Source organism: Enterobacter sp. J49 (assembly GCF_002148625.1).
Classification (GTDB): Bacteria; Pseudomonadota; Gammaproteobacteria; order Enterobacterales; family Enterobacteriaceae; genus Enterobacter; species Enterobacter ludwigii.
The window spans coordinates 346,192-366,180 of the sequence record NZ_MWPY01000033.1; the positions used below are offsets into that span (position 1 = coordinate 346,192).

Here is a 19,989-nt window from a genome sequence, read left to right on the forward strand (position 1 = left end):
ACAATAGCGCCACCCAATGTCAATGTCAGCTAACGCCATGTCAGATAACGACGAACTGCAGCAAATTGCGCATCTGCGCCGTGAATACACCAAAGGCGGCCTGCGTCGCCAGGATCTTCCCGCCGAACCCCTCGTGCTTTTTGAACGCTGGCTGAAACAGGCCTGTGAAGCGAAACTCGCCGACCCAACGGCAATGGTTGTCGCAACGGTAGATGAAAACGGTCAACCGTATCAGCGTATCGTCCTGCTCAAACATTATGACGAGAAAGGCCTGGTGTTTTACACCAACCTGGGCAGTCGTAAGGCACACCATTTAGAAAACAATCCTCGTATCAGCCTGCTGTTCCCGTGGCATATGCTGGAGCGTCAGGTGATGGTCACCGGCAAAGCAGAGCGTCTCTCCACGCTGGAAGTGGTGAAGTATTTCCACAGCCGTCCGCGTGACAGCCAGATTGGCGCCTGGGTCTCAAAACAGTCCAGCCGTATTTCGGCGCGTGGCGTGCTTGAAAGCAAATTTCTCGAACTGAAGCAGAAATTCCAGCAGGGCGAAGTTCCGTTGCCCAGTTTCTGGGGGGGCTTCCGCATTCCGATCGAGCAGATGGAATTCTGGCAGGGCGGCGAACACCGTCTGCATGACCGCTTTTTATACCAGTGTGAAAATGGCGGCTGGAAAATCGACAGGCTGGCACCGTAATCGCCGAAATTTGTTGATTTAAGCGCTAGCGCAGGCCGCGCTTGCGCTTTATTCTATGTACCTTTCGCATCAGGCGAAAAGTCGTGTACCGGCAAAGGTGCAGTCGTTTATACATGGAGAATTTGATGGCAAGCAGTAACTTGATTAAACAATTGCAAGAGCGGGGCCTTGTGGCTCAGGTGACGGACGAGGAAGCGTTAGCAGAGCGACTGGCGCAAGGCCCGATCGCGCTCTATTGCGGCTTCGATCCTACCGCTGACAGCTTGCATTTGGGGCATCTTGTTCCATTGTTATGCCTGAAACGCTTCCAGATGGCGGGCCACAAGCCTGTCGCACTGGTAGGCGGCGCGACCGGTCTGATTGGTGACCCAAGCTTTAAAGCTGCTGAGCGTAAACTGAACACCGAAGACACCGTGCAGGAGTGGGTGGATAAGATCCGCAAACAGGTTGCGCCTTTCCTCGACTTTAACTGCGGTGACAACTCTGCGATTGCGGCCAACAACTATGACTGGTTTGGCGGCATGAACGTGCTGACCTTCCTGCGCGACATTGGCAAACACTTCTCTGTTAACCAGATGATTAACAAAGAAGCGGTGAAGCAGCGTCTGAACCGTGACGACCAGGGCATCTCCTTTACCGAGTTCTCCTACAACCTGCTGCAGGGTTATGACTTCGCCTGCCTGAATAAACTGCACGGCGTCTGCCTGCAGATTGGCGGCTCTGACCAGTGGGGCAACATCACGTCGGGTATCGATCTGACGCGTCGTCTGCACCAGAACCAGGTCTTCGGTCTGACCGTTCCACTGATCACCAAAGCCGACGGCACCAAATTTGGTAAAACCGAAGGCGGCGCGGTATGGCTTGATCCGAAGAAAACCAGCCCGTACAAATTCTACCAGTTCTGGATTAACACGGCGGATGCCGATGTTTATCGCTTCCTGAAGTTCTTCACCTTTATGGACATTGAGACGATCAATGCTCTGGAAGAAGAAGACAAAACCAGCGGTAAAGCGCCACGTGCTCAGTACGTACTGGCTGATGAAGTGACCAAACTGGTTCACGGTGAAGAAGGTCTGGCCGCGGCAAAACGTATTACTGCAAGCCTGTTCAACGGGACGCTGAGCGATCTGAGCGAAGCGGACTTCGAACAGCTGGCGCAGGATGGCGTGCCGATGGTTGAGATGGAAAAAGGTGCCGACCTGATGCAGGCGCTGGTGGACTCCGAGCTGCAGCCATCCCGCGGTCAGGCGCGTAAAACCATCGCCTCGAACGCTATCACCATTAACGGTGAAAAACAGGCCGACCCGGAATACACCTTTGCTGACAGCGATCGTCTGTATGGCCGCTACACGCTTCTGCGTCGCGGTAAGAAAAACTACTGTCTGGTCTGCTGGAAATAATTAAAAGTATCCAGGGGCGTGGGAAACCACGCCCCTTTTGTTTTTTCAGGGTTTGGTAAGTAAAAATGAAGAACATCCTCGCCATTCAGTCCCACGTGGTCTTTGGGCATGCTGGCAACAGCGCCGCGGAATTTCCGATGCGCCGCCTCGGTGCCAACGTCTGGCCCCTCAATACCGTGCAGTTCTCTAACCATACACAATACGGTCAATGGACCGGCTGCGTGATGCCGCCTTCGCACCTCACCGACATCGTGCAGGGCATTGCCAATATCGATCAGCTAAAACGCTGTGATGCGATACTGAGCGGATATCTCGGTTCGGCAGAGCAGGGAGAGCATATCCTGGGCATTGTCCGCCAGGTGAAAGCGGCAAACCCGGCGGCGAAATACTTTTGTGATCCTGTTATGGGGCATCCGGAGAAAGGCTGTATCGTGGCCCCCGGCGTGGCTGAATTCCATGTGCGTCATGCGCTGCCGGCCAGCGATATTATTGCGCCGAACCTCATTGAGCTGGAAATTCTCTGCGAGCATCCGGTGAATAGCGTAGAAGAGGCGGTAAGCGCCTCTCGCGAGCTAATAGCCCAGGGGCCGGAGATTGTCCTGGTGAAACATCTCGCGCGCGCAGGGCTGAGCAGGGACCGTTTTGAGATGCTGCTGGTGACGAAAGACGAAGCCTGGCATATCAGCCGTCCGCTGGTGGACTTCGGCATGCGTCAGCCGGTGGGTGTCGGTGATGTGACAAGCGGTTTGCTGCTGGTGAAATTACTTCAGGGAGCCACGCTGCGGGATGCGCTTGAGCATGTGACTGCTGCGGTGTACGAAATCATGAAGGCGACAAAAGAGATGCAGGAGTATGAACTGCAGGTGGTCGCGGCACAGGATCGTATCGCGAAACCGGAGCATTACTTCAGCGCGACCCGGTTATAACGGTTAACGTTCCTGTCAGCCGGGTAGCGACAGCGCCACCCGGCAATACAGTGCGCCGGTCAGTTCAACCCTTCTGCTTTAAGCGCTGCAGCCACCGCAGGACGCGCGGCTACGCGATCCATGTACGATGCAATGTGGTCCAGCCCGTCCATGTTGAGCTTAATGGCCCGCGCCCAGCGCAGCACGGTGAACAGATAGGCATCGGCAATCGTAAAACGCGCGCCCCCAATCCACTGATCGTCTTTCAGCGATGCGTTAACGTACTGCAGTTTTTTCTCCAGCTGAGCACGTACGGTCGGTTTGTACTCTTCCGGCGTCTCCGGACGGAACAGCGGCGTAAAGCCTTTGTGCAGCTCGGTCGCAATGTAGTTCATCCACTCCAGCGTTTTGTAGCGAGAAACCGTGCTTACCGGTGCCAGCAATTGCCTGTCGGGCACGCTATCGGCGAGGAACTGCATAATCGCCACGCCTTCGGTCAGCAGGGTACCGTCATCCAGCAGCAGAGCCGGAACTTGTCCCTTCGGGTTAATAGCAAAAAAATCATCGCCGTTTTCCAGGCGTTTTTTCATCAGGTCAACGCCATCCAGCGTGAAATCTTTGCCGCTCTCGCGCAGGGTAATGTGGGAAGCAAGAGAGCACGCGCCCGGTTTGTAGAACAGTTTCATCGGTAACTCCTTTTTGCTGAGGTTTCAGCTATGTTAGTGCGCGAACGGGTAAAAAAAAAGCCGCTAATACATTAGCGGCTTCTGTTCAGTCGTTTCTCAGTGACATTATGCGGTAGCGGTTTCGGTCGCTTTCGCCGTCTTGTCGTCGTCCTGAGTCATGCGATTCAGCTTCGGCGCAGTCAGCATCATCAGAACCGCGATAACCGCAGTAGCAATACCAATCTGCATGAACACGGTACCGTAGACGTTCAGAGAGACCAGTGGGTCAGTCACGTTATCCGGCACGGCCATCAGGTTTGCAATTTTACCTGCGATGATGGCGGCACCCGCAGTGGTCAGGAACCAGCTACCCATGATGAAGCCCATCAGACGCTGAGGAACCAGTTGTGCAACCATCGCCAGGCCCAGACCGGAGATCATCAGTTCACCGATAGACTGCAGCGCGTAGCTCAGGATCAGCCAGTTAACGGAGACGATACCGGCGTCAGTCGCAAATTTCGTACCCAGCGGCAGTACCAGGAATGCGCCAGAACACAGCAGCATACCGATAGCAAATTTGTGCGGCATCGGCAGACGGTCGCCCATTTTGTTATAGATAGCAGCCAGAATCGGGCTACCAATCATGATCCAGAACGGGTTCAGGGCCTGATACTGCTCCGGCTCGAACGCGATACCCAGGATTGAGTGTTCAACGTTACGGATAGCGAAGAAGTTCAGAGACGTTGGCATCTGGCTGTACAGAACGAAGAAGATAATCGCTTCCAGCATCAGGATGAAGGCCACAATCATCTTACGACGAGCGGCACCCTGCATGGCGAAGGCTTCTTTCGCGAAGATGATCACGATACCCAGCGCAACCACACCCAGAACCGCACGCGCGATGCCCTGGTTATGCAGCAGCCAGGTTGCGATTGCCGCGAGGATCACCACGCCGACAATGGTCGCCAGCAGTTTGCCAATGTGAACCGGTTCGAAGTCTGGTTTGGAGCCGTAGTCTTTAACCCAGCGTTTGCAGAAGGCAAAGTTAACCACGGTGATCAGCATACCGACAACGGACAGGGAGAACGCAACGCTCCAGCCGAATTTAGCGGCCAGCCACGGGGTTGCCAGCATGGAGAAGAAGGAACCGATGTTCACGGACATGTAGTACATGGTGAATGCACCGTCCAGACGCGGGTCATCTTTGTTGTAACAGGTAGAGAGCAGGGAAGACGGGTTCGCTTTGAACAGACCGTTACCGACGGCGATAGTCGCCATACCCATATAAACTACAGCGGCATCGTGACCAGACCATGCAACCAGCGCATAGCCAACGGCCAGGACAATCGCACCCAGCATAATGACACGTTTAGTCCCGAGGACTTTATCACCCAGCCAGCCGCCGATAGCGACCAGACCGTACACCAGGGCACTGAAAGAGGAGAACAGCGTAATGGAATCTGCTTCGGACATACCCAGCTGTTTTACCAGGTAAACCGCCATGATCCCTTGCAGGCCGTAATAACCAAAACGCTCCCATAACTCGATAGAGAAGATGAGATAGAACGCTTTAGGTTGTTTAAAAGCGTTAAGACTTACGCTTTCATCTGTTGGTTTATTGTTTGCAGTCGACACATATACCTCTTTTTTTACATCCCATATTAACGGGGGTGTTCATCGCGTGATGGCCGTAGTCCATCCGCCTTATAGTTATATTGGGAGGAGAAACGGCGGGTAATGTTCACTATCCTGCACCGTCTGGCAATACGTTTGTAATAATCTGTTACATATAACTGGGCCGCTATAATCGGCGGTTCATACAAATGTTATTCAGCGTTAAATTTCATACGATCTGTAAAGGGAGTTTTTTTGACTGGCATTCACCCGTATTTCGCCCTCAATGGCGATATGTTCTGCTATTTGAGGTTTATTGCAGTGATATAGCCCATATTCTGAAAAATAGCTGGTCTTATGTGTTGCTCGTGATGAGTTTGATCTTGTCTGGCAAAGGGTTTACACCGCTTTTAACAACAAAAATTCAACACGAAGTTATCAGGGTGATCTTGATCACATATGTATAGAAATTTTCGGCTATGAAAAAAGTATTAACCTGTTTGAGCGTTAAAGGCTCGAACAAGTGATAAGGGAAGCGGTAAGGAAGGCGGATAAATTATGGTCAAAAGAAGGTCCTCTGGTAGACCCTCTTTTAGTAAGGAATTGCCGTTGCGTCAGAAAACGAAAAGCGCAAGATATCAGGGATACACTTTCTCTTTGTACTCGCAGAGATCTTCGATGATACAGGAGCCACAGCGAGGCTTACGGGCAATACAGGTATAACGGCCATGGAGAATGAGCCAGTGATGGCAATCCACCTTAAATTCGGCGGGAACCACTTTTAGCAGTTTCTCTTCAACCTGCTCGACATTCTTGCCCGGTGCGAAGTTCGTGCGGTTAGAGACGCGGAAAATATGGGTATCAACGGCGATAGTCGGCCAGCCAAACGCGGTGTTAAGTACCACATTCGCAGTCTTGCGTCCCACGCCGGGTAATGCTTCCAGCGCGGCGCGATCTTCCGGCACTTCCCCCCCGTGCTGTTCCAGCAGGATCCGGCAGGTTTTGATCACGTTCTCAGCCTTGCTGTTAAACAGACCGATGGTTTTGATATAGGACTTCACCCCGTCCACGCCCAGTTCCAGCATCGCCTTTGGCGTGTTGGCGACCGGATAAAGCAGGGCGGTCGCCTTATTAACGCTCACGTCGGTAGCTTGCGCAGAGAGCAGCACGGCGATCAACAGCTCGAACGGGGAGTTAAAATTCAGCTCCGTCGTCGGGTGTGGGTTCTCATCCCGCAGACGGGTCAGGATCGCAATGCGCTTTTCTTTATTCATGAGGCCTTCTCGGGTATCCCTTCCTGTACGCTGCGCTCAGCCGCGCGACGCTTACGTTTTTCATCAATCAGGTATTTTATCGCCAGCATCATGCCGAGGCCAATAAACGCGCCTGGCGGCAGCATGGCCAGCAGGAACGGCGTATCGGTGTGGAAGACTTCGATGCGCAGCGCTTTAGCCCAGCCGCCGAGCAGCGCATCTGCGCCATCAAACAGCGTTCCGTTACCCAGGATCTCACGCATTGAGCCGAGCACGAACATGGCACCGGTTGCCCCCATACCAATAGAGAAACCATCCAGAGCCGACATCGCCGGGCTGTTTTTCACGGCAAAAGCTTCCGCACGCCCGACCACAATACAGTTGGTTACGATGAGGGGAATAAAGATCCCGAGCGACTGATACAGACCGAACGCATAAGCGTTAATCAGCATCTGGACGATACTCACCACCGACGCGATGATCATGACGTAAATCGGAATACGGATTTCCGATGGCGTCCAGCGGCGCAGGGCAGAGATGGACAGGTTGGTCAGGGTGAGAACCAGCGTGGTTGCCAACCCCAGACCCAGCGCGTTGGTGGCGGTGGATGTCACCGCCAGCAGTGGGCACATCCCCAGCAGCTGTACCAGCGCGGAGTTGTTCTTCCACAATCCCTGGACGATAACCTCTTTAATCTGGCTCATGATTACTCCTCACAGGCCGGGAGATTGTTCATCTGCGCGGGCAGCGTTTCCGCATACAGCCCGGCTCGTTTTACGGCATTGACCACGGCCCGTGGGGTAATGGTTGCCCCCGTGAACTGGTCAAACTCGCCGCCATCCTTTTTCACAGCAAACGCAGGATCCGCTTCGCCGTGGATCACTTTTCCGGCAAAATGCAAAATCCAGTCGCTCAGACGGGTTTCAATTTTATCCCCCAGGCCTGGCGTCTCATGATGTTCCGTCACGCGCGTACCCAACACGGTACCGGAGAAATCGCTGCCGACCAGCAGTTGAATCGCCCCGGAGTAGCCATCGGGCGCCGTCGCTTCCATTACCGCGCCTACCGCGTTATCCCCCTTACGGGCAATAAAGACGCGGTGCGGGCCTTTGCCTAACTGAGGTGCCTGGACCACGAAGCAACTTTTCTGCAGGTCATTATCGTAGAAATCAGGGGGGATCACCTGATCGAACAGGGCTTTTTGCTGCTTCACCGCCTGTTCGTCGATGGTCGATTTGGTCAGGTTGTTCACCAGGGCCGTCAGTCCGGTGAGGACCGCGGCGAAAATGGACAGCGTGACGCCGTGTTTTTGCATTGTTTTCAGCATCGCGAAACCCTTAACGGTGGCCGTACACGCGCGGACGCGTGTAGTAGTCGATGAGCGGAACGGTGATGTTTGCAAGCAGAACCGCGAATGCCACACCGTCCGGGTAACCGCCAAAGCTGCGGATGAGCCACACCAGCAAGCCGGCCAGTGCACCGAAGATCAGGCGGCCACGGTTCGTGGTAGATGCCGTTACCGGATCGGTCAGGATAAAGAACGCACCCAGCATGGTTGCCCCCGAGAGCAGATGCATCTGTGGGCTGGCGAGCGATTCTGGCGAGAACACCCATCCCAGTGTGGCGCAGACCGCCAGCGTCACGAGGAAGCTGACCGGAATATGCCAGCGGATCGCTTTCTGCTGCAGCAGGAATAGCCCGCCCAGCAAATAAGCAAGGTTCACCCACTGCCAGCCCGCGCCCGCCAGCATGCCGCTGAAGATGGCAGATTTCATAATCTGATCGACGGAGTGCCCGGCATGCAGGGAGGTTTTAAACGTATCGAGTGGTGTGGCCTGGCTGATGCCATCCACGCCCATACGCAGCGCGTTCATATCCGCACCGAGCGCGGTATGGCCGGTAAAGATAACGTGCAGGGCATCCATAAAGCCGGGTACCGTCGCGGCAATGTCATGCGGCGGCAACCAGCTGGTCATCTGAACCGGGAAGGAGATCAGCAGTACGACGTAGCCAATCATCGCCGGGTTGAACGGGTTATGGCCCAGCCCACCATAAAGTTGTTTGGCAATAATGACTGCAAACACCGTACCGAGCACCACCATCCACCACGGAGCAAACGGTGGAATACTGATTGCCAGCAACAGGCCAGTCAGCAGTGCTGAGTTATCGGCAAGGATGCGGGAAACCGCCAGCTTACGCAGTTTAAGCACCAGGGCTTCTGCCCCTAAGGCGCTGGCACAACCCAGCACTATCTGGAACAGCGTTCCCCAGCCGAAAAACCAGCACTGAACGGCAATGCCCGGCAGCGCCGCCAGGCACACCAGCATCATGATGCGTGATGTCTGGCGCTGATTATGGGTGTAAGGGGAACTTGCGATTCTGAAAACCATTTAATCCTCGTTAACTGCTTGCTGTGCGGCTTTCTTCGCCTGAACGCGCGCAATGGCGGCGGCGACTGCGGCTTTACGTGGGTCGTCGTTTGCGGCCGGCTGCTGTTCTTCCTGCTGTGCTGCTTTGCGGGCCTTGGCGCGGGCAATGGCGGCTTCAACAGCCGCCTTACGCGGGTCGACAGGTGCTTCAGGTTCAGCGGCTTCAGGCTGCGCCGCCGCTTTACGCGCTTTGGCACGGGCAATGGCGGCTTCGACAGCCGCTTTACGCGGGTCGACGGGGGTTTCAGGCGTAGCGGTTTCAGTCTGCTCCGCTGCTTTGCGCGCTTTAGCGCGCGCGATCGCCGCTTCAACAGCCGCTTTACGGGGATCTACGGCCTCCACTTCTTGCTCAACCACCGCGTTTTGCTCGCCGGCCTTACGGGCTTTGGCGCGCGCGATCGCCGCTTCAACAGCCGCCTTACGGGGATCTATGGTCTCCGCGTCTTGTTCAACTACCACGTTTTGCTCGCCGGCCTTACGGGCTTTGGCGCGGGCAATGGCGGCTTCAACGGCGGCTTTACGCGGATCGATCTCAGCGTCAGAGGAGGCTGACTGTGCTTTTTCTGCCTGACGGGCGCGCGCAGCCGCTTTACGCGCTTCGCGGGCGGCAATCGCTTCGCTGTTATCCGGTTTTTCACCGGCCGGGATCACCACGGTCTGGGCTGCCGTCGCTTTTTTCTCCCGCACGCGTGCCAGTGCGGCATTAATCGCATCCTGGTCTTTTTCGCCGGGCTGAACTGCGGCCTGTTTGTGACGCGCCTGACGGGCCAGTTTTTCACGTTCCAGACGCGCCTGACGCGCTTCAAAACGCGCTTTCGCTTCGGCTGCGCGTTTCTCTTCCATGGAGATGGCATAAATCTCGGCCTTCTCCTGGCGGAAGTACTGCACCAGAGGAATGTTACTTGGGCAGACCCAGGCGCAGGCACCGCATTCGATGCAGTCGGCCAGGTTATGGGCCTGCGCTTTATCGTGCAGCTGACCTTTGCTGTACCAGTACAACTGTTGCGGAAGTAAATCCGCCGGACAGGCATCGGCACAGGCGCTGCAGCGGATACAGCCTTTCTCCTCCTGCTCTTCACCCATTTCGGTCGGGGAGGGGGCAAGCAGGCAGTTTGTGATTTTTACTACCGGGACATCGAGCCACGGCAGGGTAAAGCCCATCAGCGGGCCACCCATGATCACCATCTGGTCGCTGCCCGGGCAAAAATCAGCCTGTTCCAGCAGATGACGAACCGGCGTACCCAGACGCGCCCAGACGTTGCCCGGACGTGCGACAGATTCACCGGTCAGCGTAACCACGCGCTCGGTCAGCGGTTCACCGTCCACCACCGCACGTTTCACGGCGTAGGCTGTCCCGACGTTTTGCATCAGCACCCCGATGTCCGAAGAGCGTCCGCCATGCGGAACCTGCTTGCCGGTCAGAATTTGCGTCAGCTGTTTGGCGCCGCCAGAGGGGTACTTGGTTGGGATAACGCGCAGGCCGATATCGTGGCTGCCGTTGAGGACGGCGCGCAGCATCGAAATAGCCTGTGGCTTGTTATCTTCAATGCCAATCAGCACTTCGCGTGGCTGCAGAATATGGGCAAGAATGCGGATCCCTTCCACGACCTGCGCGGCGCAGTCCTGCATAAGACGATCGTCGGCGGTGATGTAGGGTTCACATTCTGCTGCATTGATGATCAGAGTCTGAATTTTATCGCCGCCGCCGTGCAGTTTGACGCCGGTAGGGAACCCTGCGCCGCCCAGGCCGGCAACGCCGAATTGATGAATACGCTCGATAAGCGCTTCGCGGCTCCGGTTGCGGTAGTCGCTCCAGCCGTCACGGTCGATCCAGCGGTCTTCTCCGTCGGCTTCAATAATGACGCTCAGCTCGGAGAGCGCAGAGGGGTGTGCAACGGTATGGGGGGCGATCGCCACCACTGTACCGGACGTCGGAGCGTGGACCGGCAGCATACGTCCGCGACCGAATGTTAACGGCTGGCCGCGAAGGACGGTATCCCCTTCTTTCACGCACAGTTCACCCTCAGCACCGATATGCTGTTTCAGTGGCATGACGTAACGGGACGCCAGCGGAATTTGGCGCAGCGGCGTGCCGTTGGACTGGGTTTTCATTTCAGGTGGATGGATACCACCGTCAAAGTCCCAAATCTTCTCTTTTCTGAAAGCAGAAAATAACTTAAGCATGTTGTTCCACAGGAATGATGCGAACCGGAATGGTTTGAAGATCCCACTTCCAGCTTTCGGTAGTCGGTTCAACCGGGCGCAACGTTATACATTGCGTCGGGCAGGGTGCCACGCAGAGGTTACAGCCGGTGCACAGATCCGCCACGACGGTGTGCATGGCGCGCGTTGCGCCAACGATGGCGTCGACAGGGCATGCCTGAATGCATTTTGTGCAGCCGATGCAGTTCGCTTCGTCAATCACGGCGAGGGCGCGAACCGGCTCCTGCACATCTTCATCGCCGTCAACAGGTTGCGGGTCAACGTTAAGCAGGGCGGCTATTTTCAGCATTACCGCTTCACCGCCGGGTGCGCAGCGGTTAATTTTTTCACCCTGCACGCCTACCGCTTCGGCATAGGGGCGGCAGCCAGGATAGCCACACTGCCCGCACTGGCTTTGCGGCAGAAGCTCATCGATTTTTTCTACAACAGGATCGTCCTCTACCGCGAAACGGCGGGAGGCGTAACCCAGAATAAGGCCAAACACCAACCCCAGCACGCTGATAGAGGCGATGGCTATCCAGATAGTACTCATTACAACTTCACCAGACCACTAAAGCCCATAAAGGCCAGAGACATTAAACCTGCTGTCACCAGGGCGATCGCGTTACCGCGGAATGGCGCAGGGATATCCGCTGCTGCCAGACGCTCGCGAATCGAGGCGAACAGCACCATCACCAGAGAGAAACCGACGGCGGCAGAAAAACCGTACAGCGCCGATTGCATGAAATTATGCCCAAGGTTGATGTTCAGCAGCGCCACGCCAAGTACTGCACAGTTGGTGGTAATCAGCGGCAGGAAGATACCCAGCAGGCGATAGAGAGCCGGGCTGGTTTTACGCACCACCATTTCTGTGAATTGCACTACCACCGCGATGACCAGAATAAAGGACAGCGTACGCAGATAGATTAAATCCAGCGGGATGAGGATCCAGTTATCAATCAACCACGCGCAGATAGACGCCATCGTCATCACGAAGGTGGTTGCCAGCCCCATGCCCATTGCAGTTTCCAGCTTTTTGGAAACCCCCATAAATGGACACAGGCCAAGGAACTTCACCAGGACGAAGTTGTTAACCAGCACAGTGCCGACAAAGAGCAGTAAGTAATCGGTCATTATTTAGCCTGAAATAAAAAAGCCGCCTATTATCGGACAAACCACCGCAGGCGACAACAGGTTATCTGTAAGGTTATTACGGGTTCACAAAGGTGTTCTTCACCCGCGTCGAACGCTTGAAATAGGGCACCAGCAGCGCCGCGGCCAGTAACGGGAAAAGCAGCTGGCGAACGGCCAGGGCATCAGAAACTGGCGAAAAAGCAAAGGCTTTCACCGCCAGCAGGACCGAAATCAGCAGCCAGATAATGTAGTGTTTAGGGACACCCTTACGGCGCTTAAAGAAGGCAATGGTCAGCCATAGCGTGTAGTACCACATCCCGATTGCAAAAACGAACGACACAAACCACATCGTAATATTAAGCACACTTTGCGACATCAGGGTCTGGATTGCATGAGGTGTAATCAGTGCGGTGGTATAAAGCAGCAGCGCAAGTGATGCGCTTAATAAGGCAACCAGCAGCCATGCCAGTGGGGCGATTAACCAGCCTCCAATTCGTTCTCCAGGCGTTGCGGTCATGAACTCTCCCATAATCTGCGCGAAATGTTGTACAGCCAGTTTGCAGGGCGGAGAGTATATAACATTTCGCGCGGATGGCTACTTTCTTATAAAACGTAACGCCATACAGACTTAGGCACTTCACCGACGTTGAACAAACGGCCACCGGAGACCAGCTCCGCACGGCGGTGGTCAGCGGCGCGATACATATTGATGATTTCCTGATTATCCGACAGCGTGTAGTTCAGATGGTCAAACAGTTTTTCCAGGCTCTCAAGCGAATTGATCTTGCGAAATTTTAATAAATAGTCCTGAACTGTCATATTAATAAGTTTCCATATAAAAGTGAGTAATACCAGTTAAGGTAATTCGTCCGAATAATAAACGGATTAATAAAGACGTAAACAGCCCACTCAGATAACGCGACTAAATTAGGAGTTTTCTTTGCTGAAAGTACAGGCATCAGACGATGCCTGGAAGAGAAGGTTAACCGTGTTCACCAGGGCTGGCAATAAGTAACTGACATATTATGTCACTCTTTATTGCGGTAACCGGTTACTTAGGTTGGGCGACGGTGACAGGCTCCGGCGGCTGGTAGTTATCGATATGGCTGGCAACGCCAAGCAAAATGACCGATACCCCAAGGACAATCCATCCCGCTAATTCAATGATTCGATTAATAATTGACGTCATGACTGGTACGTGTAATTTATCCATAAATACAGGTTGCAAATGTTACAGCGCCGTTTCCCCCGCGGCAAGTGCTTTGGGAACGGTTCCCCTAAACAAAATCAGAACGTTAAATCTATGTAACAAAAACAACCGGCATAGCCTGCTATTTTACGTCATATGGCACATGATTAATCTGTAAGAACGTCAGAGTAGCCAGTGTGAAATAAGATAGTCATAAAAGAGGGCAACATTATGAGTGATAGCATCCGCGTCGGGCTTATTGGTTACGGTTACGCGAGCAAGACTTTTCATGCGCCTCTGATTGCCGGGACGCCGGGCATGGCGCTGGCGGCAGTTTCCAGTAGCGATGCCACGAAAGTGCATGCCGACTGGCCCTCCGTGCCGGTTGTTTCTGAACCTAAGCATCTTTTTAACGACCCTAATATTGATCTGATCGTCATTCCCACCCCCAATGACACGCATTTTCCGCTGGCAAAGGCCGCACTGGAAGCCGGTAAGCACGTTATTGTCGATAAACCCTTCACGGTGACGTTGTCACAGGCACGCGAACTGGATGCGCTGGCAAAAAGTTTTGGCAGAGTGCTTTCGGTATTTCATAACCGCCGCTGGGACAGTGATTTCCTGACGGTAAAAGCGCTCCTTAATGAAGGCACGCTGGGCGAAATCCTCTTTTTTGAATCGCACTTTGACCGGTTCCGCCCTCAGGTCCGAAACCGCTGGCGTGAGCAAGCCGGGCCGGGCAGCGGCATCTGGTACGATTTAGCGCCGCATCTTCTCGATCAGGCCATAAATTTGTTTGGCCTGCCGGTCAGCATGACGGTCGATCTGGCCCAGCTCAGACCCGGAGCGCAAACCACTGACTACTTTCATGCCGTCTTGAGTTACCCGCAGCGGCGTATTGTACTGCACGGGACAATGGTGGCAGCCGCCGAATCAGCGCGTTATATCCTCCACGGTACCCGCGGGAGCTTTGTGAAGTTTGGTCTCGATCCTCAGGAAGAACGCCTGAAAAACGGCGAGCGTTTGCCGCAGGAAGACTGGGGCTATGACATGCGGGACGGGGTTGTGACGCGGGTGGAAGGCGAGGAGAGGGTTGAAGAAACGTTACTGACGATCCCGGGTAACTATCCGGCGTATTATGCCGCTATCCGTGATGCGCTAAACGGGACGGGGGATAACCCGGTTCCGGCCAGCCAGGCGATTCAGATTATGGAATTGATTGAACTGGGGATTGAATCAGCTAAACACCGCGCAACGCTCTGTCTGGCGTGATTCTGGCAAAGCCGGGTAAGGCGAAGCGCCCACCCGGCAACGGGCTTAGCCGCGGGCGACCTTATCCCGCAGCGCCTGTTTCTCTGCTGGCGTCAGGAAGGCGATGTCCAGGCCGTTAATCTGCGCCTGGCGGATCTGATCCTGACTCAGGCCAGCCTGCGGTGCGGCGACGGTGTACTCATGAATAATATCCACGCCCTGTACTGCCGGATCGTCCGTGTTCAGTGAGGCCAGAACACCGTGCTCCAGGAAGGTTTTCAGCGGGTGATGCGCCAGTGATGCCACTGTGCTGGTCTGAATATTGGACGTCAGACACGATTCAATACCAATACGCTGCTCGGCAAGGAAATCCATCAGGGCGCGATCTTCAACGGCTTTGACACCATGACCGATACGCTCTGCACCCAGCTCACGGATGGCCTGCCAGATGCTTTCAGGGCCTGCCGCTTCACCGGCATGCACGGTAATGTGCCAGCCGGCGTCACGCGCGCGGTTGAAATGAGAAAGGAACAAACTGCCCGGGAAGCCGAGTTCATCCCCCGCCAGGTCAACGGCAGCGATCGCATCACGATGTGCCAGTAACCCTTCCAGCTCCTGCAGGCAGGCCGCTTCACCGAAGGTACGGCTCATAATGCCAATCAGGCGAGCCTGAACGTCGAAGGTTTTACACCCTTCGCGCACGCCGTCAATTACCGCTTCAACCACGCCTGCAACGGGCAGGTTGTGGGTCATCGCCATATAGCCTGGCGAAAAGCGCAGTTCAACGTAGTGCAGGCCATTACGGGCGGCATCTTCAATATTTTCGAAAGCAACACGGCGGCAGGCATCCAGCGAGGCCAGCATCTTCACGCCCCAGTCGAGTTTGCTCAGGAAACTGACCAGATCCGGTTCATTTGAGGTGACCTGAACGTGGGGGATTAGGGTCTCAATCGTTTGTGCAGGGAGCGTGAGATTGTACTGGCGGCCAAGATCGAGGATGGTTTGGGCACGAATGTTACCGTCAAGATGGCGGTGAATATCAGTTAGTGGCAGGCGTGTATCAATCATGGTCGCACTCTTTTCTGGTTAAAGTGCGTCATATTATAAAAACAAAACGAGGTAAAAAGCTATTTGCGCAAGGGAATATTCCGTTGCGCAATCTGATTACAGGAGCGTCGTTATGCCAGCGATCAGCCGCTGAACCCCTTGCTCAAGCTTGCTACGCGGGCATCCCGCGTTCAGACGGACAAAACCGTTACCCCCTTCGCCGTAGGTGTATCCCGGCATGATGGCGACCTTTTGCTGCTCAATCAGGACTTTTTGTAGCATTTTATCGTCAAGGTTGAGTGGGCGTAAATCGATCCAGGCCAGATACGTGGCTTCGGGTGGCTGCCAGTTGAGCGTCGGAAACGCGCGGTGTAATTCGCGTGCAATGTACAACAGATTTTCTTCCAGATACGCCCGCAACGCATCCAGCCATGGCTCTCCCTGCTGATAGGCAGCAATGTGGGCCGTCAGCGCCAGCACGGAAGGGGAAGAGAGCCCGTCACGACCTTTTAATGCGCTGAGGTAACCGTTACGGCTCTCTTCATCGCCAATCAGCCCCCAGGCACCGGTGAGCGCCGGTATGTTAAAACTTTTTGAACCAGAGCTCAGAAGTGCCCATTTGCCGCGTGCCACTTCATTCCACGGCGTATGGCGACGGCCTCCCCACACCATGTCCATATGAATTTCATCGCTGATCACCGCCACGTCATAACGGGCGCACAGTTCTGCCATGTGACTCAGCTCTTCACGGGTCCAGACTTTACCCGTGGGATTTTGCGGGCTGCACAGCAGCAAAATTTTGTTTTCCGGTTTTGCCAGCGCCGCCTCAAGTGCGGCCCTATTTCCCTGCCAGCCCGTGGCATGTTTTTCCATCGCCACGCCGACCACCTGGCGGGCATTCCCCTCGATAGCCTTATAAAACGCATCGTAAGCGGGGGTATGGACCACCACGCCGTCACCGGGAGTTGACCAGAGGCGAATCAGTTCGGACACCATATAAATAACGGAAGGCCCGTACACGAGCGATTCGGTATCAATGTGGCTGTTAAAGCGCTGCCGGAACCAGTGCGCCACAGCGGCGAGAAACTCTTCATTTTTCCAGCGGCTGTAGCCAAACACCCCGTGATGAATACGCTGATGCAGCGCTTCGGTGATGCAGGGCGCGGTCGCGAAATCCATATCGGAGATGGTGAAGGGCAGCAGATCGGCCGCGCCAAAGCGGTCGGCGATATAGTCCCACTGCGTGCACCAGGTGCCGTGTCGATCCACGACGGTTGAAAAATCGAACATGACTCAAGTCCTTAAAGAAAAACCCCCTCAGCGCGAGGGGGTGAGGCATCAGGCTTCCACTGTACGCATCAGGGTTGCCAGCTCATCTTTCACTGACTGAACCTGCGGGCCGATAACCACCTGCAAATTATGTTGATTTAACTGTACCACGCCGATGGCCCGGTTGGCTTTCAGGGCGTTGGTGTCCACTTTCGACATATCCGCCACCGACAGGCGCAGTCGGGTGATGCAGTTATCCAGAGAGGTAATGTTATCCGCACCGCCCAGCGCCGCCAGAATCGCAGGGGTGTTATAGCCGGACTTACCCACGGTACCTGCAACAGCCTGCTCAACGCTGCTGGCGGTATCGGTATCCCGTCCAGGCGTTTTGAGGTTAAAGCGGGTGATGGCGAAGCGGAAAATGCCGTAGTACACCGCGAACCAGATAGCGGCGACCACCGGTACCAGGTACCACTTGGTCGACAACCCGTGCAGGATCCCGAACACCACAAAGTCGATGACGTTGCCGTCGGTATTCCCGATGGTGACGCCCAGCACCGCCATCACGGTGAAGCCCAGACCGGTCAGTACCGCGTGGATGAGATACAGCACTGGCGCGACAAACAGGAACAGGAATTCGATTGGCTCCGTTGTACCGCCCACGACACAGGCGATGACCCCGGAAATCAGCAGCCCTTTAATTTTATGGCGGTTTTCCGGACGAGCACAGTGATACATGGCCAGCGCCGCACCCGGCAAGCCGCCGAGGAAGGCCGGCATTTTACCCTGTGACAGGAAGCGGGTCGCACTTTCAGAGAAGCCGTGCGTGGTCGGGCAGCTCAGCTGTGCCTGGAAGATGGTCAGCGCACCGCTCACATCGTGTCCGCACACCTCCATTGTGCCGCCCGCTTCGGTAAAGCGGATCAGCGCCACCAGAATATGTTGCAGACCAAACGGCAGCAGCAGACGTTCGCCGGTTCCGAAGATCATCGGACCAAAATCGCCCGCACCGTTGATGATGCGGCCAATCCCGTTAATCCCCAGCGCAAAGACTGGCCAGATCAGCGGAATAATAAGGCCAAACAGACCCATGACCACAAGGGTTACAATGGGTACAAAGCGGGTGCCCCCGAAGAACGCCAGCGCATCAGGCAGGCGGATATTGTAGAAGCGCTCATGCAGCATCCAGATAATCACCCCGGCGATCACCGCACCGAGGATCCCGGTATCAATGGACTGAATCCCGATAACGCTCTGAATGTTGTTCGCTTTAAGCACGGCGGCATCGGTGGTGGGCAGAATGCCTTTTGCCGTCAGCCAGAAGTTCACCGCAAGGTTCATTACCGCATAACCGACAAACCCGGCAAAGGCGGCCACGCCTTTGTTCTCGCGTGCCAGACCCAGCGGGATAGCAATACAGAACATCACCGGCAGGAAGCTAAAGGCGAAGGAGCCAACTTTACTCATCCAGATAAAGATCGCCTGCAGCACAGGTGTCCCGAGGAACGGGATCAGCGTGATGACGTCCTTACTGCTCAACGAACTGCCGATCCCGAGCATGATCCCGCAGAACGAGAGGAGTGCCACGGGCAGCATAAAGGTTTTACCCAGTTGCTGGAAAAATTCCCACAGCGATATTTTTTGTGCTGCTTTCGCCGTCATAAAACGACTCCTTTATTGTTAAAATCAGTTTATCTGCTTCAATGCTGCGAGAAGATAAAACGTTTTATCAAAGTTTAGTGCGCTCTGAATCACATTCTCAGGCTTTGACTGGTAGTATAAAGATTGCATATTGATAAAACGTTTTACCGATCTCATTTCAGGGAGTCACGCCGACACATGGCTGTAGCGAAAAAAATCACCATCAACGATGTCGCGCTGGCGGCGGGGGTTTCCGTCAGCACCGTTTCACTGGTGCTCAGTGGGAAAGGACGCATTTCTCCCGCGACCGGGCAACGGGTTAACGAGGCGGTTGAGCAACTGGGCTTTGTACGTAACCGCCAGGCATCAGCGCTGCGCGGCGGCCAAAGCGGTGTGATCGGTTTGATTGTGCGTGACCTGACCTCTCCCTTTTATGCCGAACTGACCGCGGGCCTGACCGAAGCGCTTGAAGCGCAGGGACGGATGGTCTTTTTGCTTCACGGCGGTCGCGAGGCCGATCAGCTCCTTTCCCGTCTGGATATGCTGCTTACGCAGGGCGTCGACGGGGTGATCGTCGCCGGCGCGTCGGGTGTGAGTAATGACTTGTGCGAGCGCGCCGCCGAAAAAGGCGTGCCGCTGGTGTTTGCCTCGCGCGCCAGTTATCTGGACGAAGCCGATACCCTGCGACCGGACAACATGCAGGCCGCACAAATGTTGACGGAGCATCTTATTCATCGGGGGCATCAGCGCATTGCCTGGCTTGGCGGAAAAAGCTCGTCCCTGACGCGAGCCGAGCGGGTAGGCGGTTACTGCGCGACGCTGATTAAATACGGTCTCCCGTTCCACAGCGAATGGGTGGTGGAATGCGAATCCAGCCAGAAGAAAGCCGCGGAAGCGATAAACGCGTTATTACGGAGTAGCCCGACGATAAGCGCCGTGATTTGCTATAACGAGGTGATTGCGATGGGGGCCTGGTTTGGCCTGATCCGCGCCGGGCGTCAGAGCGGCGAGGGTGGAGTTGAAACCTTCTTCGGCCACCAGGTGGCGTTAGGGGCATTTGCCGACGTTGGTGAAAACGCGCTGGACGATCTGCCCATTGTCTGGGCCACCACACCTGCCCGGGAGATGGGTTACACGCTGGCGGACAGGATTATGCAGCGCATCGAAAAAGCAGACGTGCAGGCCGGGCACCAGATTGTGTCGGCACGGTTAGTGACGGTGAAATAGTATTTCGTGGCACCAGTCTGAGTACCTGCAACCGGTAATAAAAAACCCCTCAGAGAGGGGTTTTGATGA

Annotated in this window: 20 protein-coding genes; 5 read left to right on the plus strand and 15 right to left on the minus strand. The window is 55.2% G+C overall.

The window, feature by feature from the left end; translation table 11 throughout:
* Positions 1-37 precede the first annotated feature (37 nt).
* The 3 genes from pdxH (at position 38) to pdxY (ending at position 3,020) form a co-directional block, all read left to right on the plus strand.
* Positions 38-694, plus strand: a complete 657-nt coding sequence (pdxH, locus tag BJP35_RS14545; RefSeq protein ID WP_047744890.1) for a pyridoxamine 5'-phosphate oxidase — start codon at positions 38-40, stop codon at positions 692-694.
* 125 nt (positions 695-819) lie between these two features.
* Entirely contained in the window at positions 820-2,094 is a 1,275-nt protein-coding gene (gene tyrS / locus BJP35_RS14550; protein WP_032678025.1) for a tyrosine--tRNA ligase, read from the plus strand.
* 65 nt (positions 2,095-2,159) lie between these two features.
* A complete protein-coding gene (pdxY, locus tag BJP35_RS14555) occupies positions 2,160-3,020 on the plus strand; it encodes a pyridoxal kinase PdxY (protein WP_014169794.1) in 861 nt (286 codons plus the stop codon).
* 59 nt (positions 3,021-3,079) lie between these two features.
* On the opposite strand, the gene gstA is transcribed toward pdxY, so the two are convergent.
* The 12 genes from gstA to blr all read right to left on the minus strand — a co-directional run bounded on the left by gstA (position 3,080) and on the right by blr (position 13,473).
* Positions 3,080-3,685 carry a glutathione transferase GstA gene (gene gstA / locus BJP35_RS14560; RefSeq protein WP_014169795.1) on the minus strand — a complete coding sequence of 202 codons (606 nt, stop codon included), beginning with the start codon at positions 3,683-3,685 and terminating at the stop codon, positions 3,080-3,082.
* 105 nt (positions 3,686-3,790) lie between these two features.
* Complete coding sequence (dtpA, locus tag BJP35_RS14565) at positions 3,791-5,299, minus strand: dipeptide/tripeptide permease DtpA (protein ID WP_014169796.1); 1,509 nt, start codon at positions 5,297-5,299, stop codon at positions 3,791-3,793.
* Positions 5,300-5,916: 617 nt separating this feature from the next.
* A complete protein-coding gene (nth, locus tag BJP35_RS14570) occupies positions 5,917-6,552 on the minus strand; it encodes an endonuclease III (RefSeq protein ID WP_014169797.1) in 636 nt (211 codons plus the stop codon).
* Positions 6,549-7,235, minus strand: coding sequence for an electron transport complex subunit E (locus BJP35_RS14575; RefSeq protein WP_063156064.1), 687 nt, complete (start codon positions 7,233-7,235; stop codon positions 6,549-6,551). Before BJP35_RS14575 ends, nth begins: the two co-directional genes overlap by 4 nt.
* A 2-nt stretch (positions 7,236-7,237) precedes the next feature.
* The gene (rsxG, locus tag BJP35_RS14580; protein WP_063156063.1) at positions 7,238-7,858 is read right to left on the minus strand and encodes an electron transport complex subunit RsxG; all 621 of its coding nucleotides are present in this window, start codon (positions 7,856-7,858) and stop codon (positions 7,238-7,240) included.
* A 10-nt stretch (positions 7,859-7,868) separates the two neighbouring features.
* Positions 7,869-8,921 carry an electron transport complex subunit RsxD gene (rsxD, locus tag BJP35_RS14585; protein WP_014169800.1) on the minus strand — a complete coding sequence of 351 codons (1,053 nt, stop codon included), beginning with the start codon at positions 8,919-8,921 and terminating at the stop codon, positions 7,869-7,871.
* Entirely contained in the window at positions 8,922-11,144 is a 2,223-nt protein-coding gene (gene rsxC, locus BJP35_RS14590) for an electron transport complex subunit RsxC (RefSeq protein ID WP_063156062.1), read from the minus strand. It abuts the gene before it with no gap.
* Complete coding sequence (gene rsxB, locus BJP35_RS14595; protein ID WP_014169802.1) at positions 11,137-11,715, minus strand: electron transport complex subunit RsxB; 579 nt, start codon at positions 11,713-11,715, stop codon at positions 11,137-11,139. The genes rsxC and rsxB overlap by 8 nt, the downstream gene beginning before the upstream one ends.
* A complete protein-coding gene (gene rsxA, locus BJP35_RS14600; RefSeq protein WP_014169803.1) occupies positions 11,715-12,296 on the minus strand; it encodes an electron transport complex subunit RsxA in 582 nt (193 codons plus the stop codon). The genes rsxB and rsxA overlap by 1 nt, the downstream gene beginning before the upstream one ends.
* Positions 12,297-12,372: 76 nt before the next feature.
* On the minus strand, positions 12,373-12,813 hold the full coding sequence (locus BJP35_RS14605; protein ID WP_025204344.1) for a DUF2569 domain-containing protein: 441 nt from the start codon (positions 12,811-12,813) through the stop codon (positions 12,373-12,375).
* Between the two features lie 86 nt (positions 12,814-12,899).
* Complete coding sequence (ydgT, locus tag BJP35_RS14610) at positions 12,900-13,115, minus strand: transcription modulator YdgT (protein ID WP_006174966.1); 216 nt, start codon at positions 13,113-13,115, stop codon at positions 12,900-12,902.
* Positions 13,116-13,347: 232 nt separating this feature from the next.
* On the minus strand, positions 13,348-13,473 hold the full coding sequence (gene blr, locus BJP35_RS14615; RefSeq protein WP_168112406.1) for a division septum protein Blr: 126 nt from the start codon (positions 13,471-13,473) through the stop codon (positions 13,348-13,350).
* Positions 13,474-13,716: 243 nt separating this feature from the next.
* On the opposite strand from blr, the gene BJP35_RS14620 reads away from it, so the two are divergent.
* Entirely contained in the window at positions 13,717-14,757 is a 1,041-nt protein-coding gene (locus BJP35_RS14620) for an oxidoreductase (RefSeq protein WP_086463350.1), read from the plus strand.
* Between the two features lie 45 nt (positions 14,758-14,802).
* Here the strand turns inward: BJP35_RS14620 and add are convergent, their stop codons facing one another.
* The 3 genes from add to malX all read right to left on the minus strand — a co-directional run bounded on the left by add (position 14,803) and on the right by malX (position 18,714).
* Positions 14,803-15,804 carry an adenosine deaminase gene (gene add / locus BJP35_RS14625; RefSeq protein ID WP_014169807.1) on the minus strand — a complete coding sequence of 334 codons (1,002 nt, stop codon included), beginning with the start codon at positions 15,802-15,804 and terminating at the stop codon, positions 14,803-14,805.
* 96 nt (positions 15,805-15,900) lie between these two features.
* Positions 15,901-17,073, minus strand: a complete 1,173-nt coding sequence (locus BJP35_RS14630; protein ID WP_063156060.1) for a MalY/PatB family protein — start codon at positions 17,071-17,073, stop codon at positions 15,901-15,903.
* Between the two features lie 48 nt (positions 17,074-17,121).
* Entirely contained in the window at positions 17,122-18,714 is a 1,593-nt protein-coding gene (gene malX, locus BJP35_RS14635) for a maltose/glucose-specific PTS transporter subunit IIBC (protein ID WP_086463351.1), read from the minus strand.
* A gap of 177 nt (positions 18,715-18,891) precedes the next feature.
* Here malX and BJP35_RS14640 point away from each other — a divergent pair, with 177 nt between their 5' ends.
* Positions 18,892-19,920: a Mal regulon transcriptional regulator MalI gene (locus BJP35_RS14640; protein ID WP_014169810.1), complete on the plus strand. Its 1,029-nt coding sequence runs from the start codon at positions 18,892-18,894 to the stop codon at positions 19,918-19,920.
* Positions 19,921-19,989 lie beyond the last annotated feature (69 nt).

What these genes read in the sequence shown, in the direction of transcription:
- pdxH (WP_047744890.1), top strand. Translation starts at nt 38, where the DNA reads ATGTCAGATAACGACGAACTGCAGCAAATTGCGCATCTGCGCCGTGAA.
- tyrS (WP_032678025.1), top strand. Translation starts at nt 820, where the DNA reads ATGGCAAGCAGTAACTTGATTAAACAATTGCAAGAGCGGGGCCTTGTG.
- pdxY (WP_014169794.1), top strand. Translation starts at nt 2,160, where the DNA reads ATGAAGAACATCCTCGCCATTCAGTCCCACGTGGTCTTTGGGCATGCT.
- gstA (WP_014169795.1), bottom strand. Translation starts at nt 3,685, where the DNA reads ATGAAACTGTTCTACAAACCGGGCGCGTGCTCTCTTGCTTCCCACATT.
- nth (WP_014169797.1), bottom strand. Translation starts at nt 6,552, where the DNA reads ATGAATAAAGAAAAGCGCATTGCGATCCTGACCCGTCTGCGGGATGAG.
- BJP35_RS14575 (WP_063156064.1), bottom strand. Translation starts at nt 7,235, where the DNA reads ATGAGCCAGATTAAAGAGGTTATCGTCCAGGGATTGTGGAAGAACAAC.
- rsxG (WP_063156063.1), bottom strand. Translation starts at nt 7,858, where the DNA reads ATGCTGAAAACAATGCAAAAACACGGCGTCACGCTGTCCATTTTCGCC.
- rsxD (WP_014169800.1), bottom strand. Translation starts at nt 8,921, where the DNA reads ATGGTTTTCAGAATCGCAAGTTCCCCTTACACCCATAATCAGCGCCAG.
- rsxC (WP_063156062.1), bottom strand. Translation starts at nt 11,144, where the DNA reads ATGCTTAAGTTATTTTCTGCTTTCAGAAAAGAGAAGATTTGGGACTTT.
- rsxB (WP_014169802.1), bottom strand. Translation starts at nt 11,715, where the DNA reads ATGAGTACTATCTGGATAGCCATCGCCTCTATCAGCGTGCTGGGGTTG.
- rsxA (WP_014169803.1), bottom strand. Translation starts at nt 12,296, where the DNA reads ATGACCGATTACTTACTGCTCTTTGTCGGCACTGTGCTGGTTAACAAC.
- BJP35_RS14605 (WP_025204344.1), bottom strand. Translation starts at nt 12,813, where the DNA reads ATGACCGCAACGCCTGGAGAACGAATTGGAGGCTGGTTAATCGCCCCA.
- ydgT (WP_006174966.1), bottom strand. Translation starts at nt 13,115, where the DNA reads ATGACAGTTCAGGACTATTTATTAAAATTTCGCAAGATCAATTCGCTT.
- BJP35_RS14620 (WP_086463350.1), top strand. Translation starts at nt 13,717, where the DNA reads ATGAGTGATAGCATCCGCGTCGGGCTTATTGGTTACGGTTACGCGAGC.
- add (WP_014169807.1), bottom strand. Translation starts at nt 15,804, where the DNA reads ATGATTGATACACGCCTGCCACTAACTGATATTCACCGCCATCTTGAC.
- BJP35_RS14630 (WP_063156060.1), bottom strand. Translation starts at nt 17,073, where the DNA reads ATGTTCGATTTTTCAACCGTCGTGGATCGACACGGCACCTGGTGCACG.
- malX (WP_086463351.1), bottom strand. Translation starts at nt 18,714, where the DNA reads ATGACGGCGAAAGCAGCACAAAAAATATCGCTGTGGGAATTTTTCCAG.
- BJP35_RS14640 (WP_014169810.1), top strand. Translation starts at nt 18,892, where the DNA reads ATGGCTGTAGCGAAAAAAATCACCATCAACGATGTCGCGCTGGCGGCG.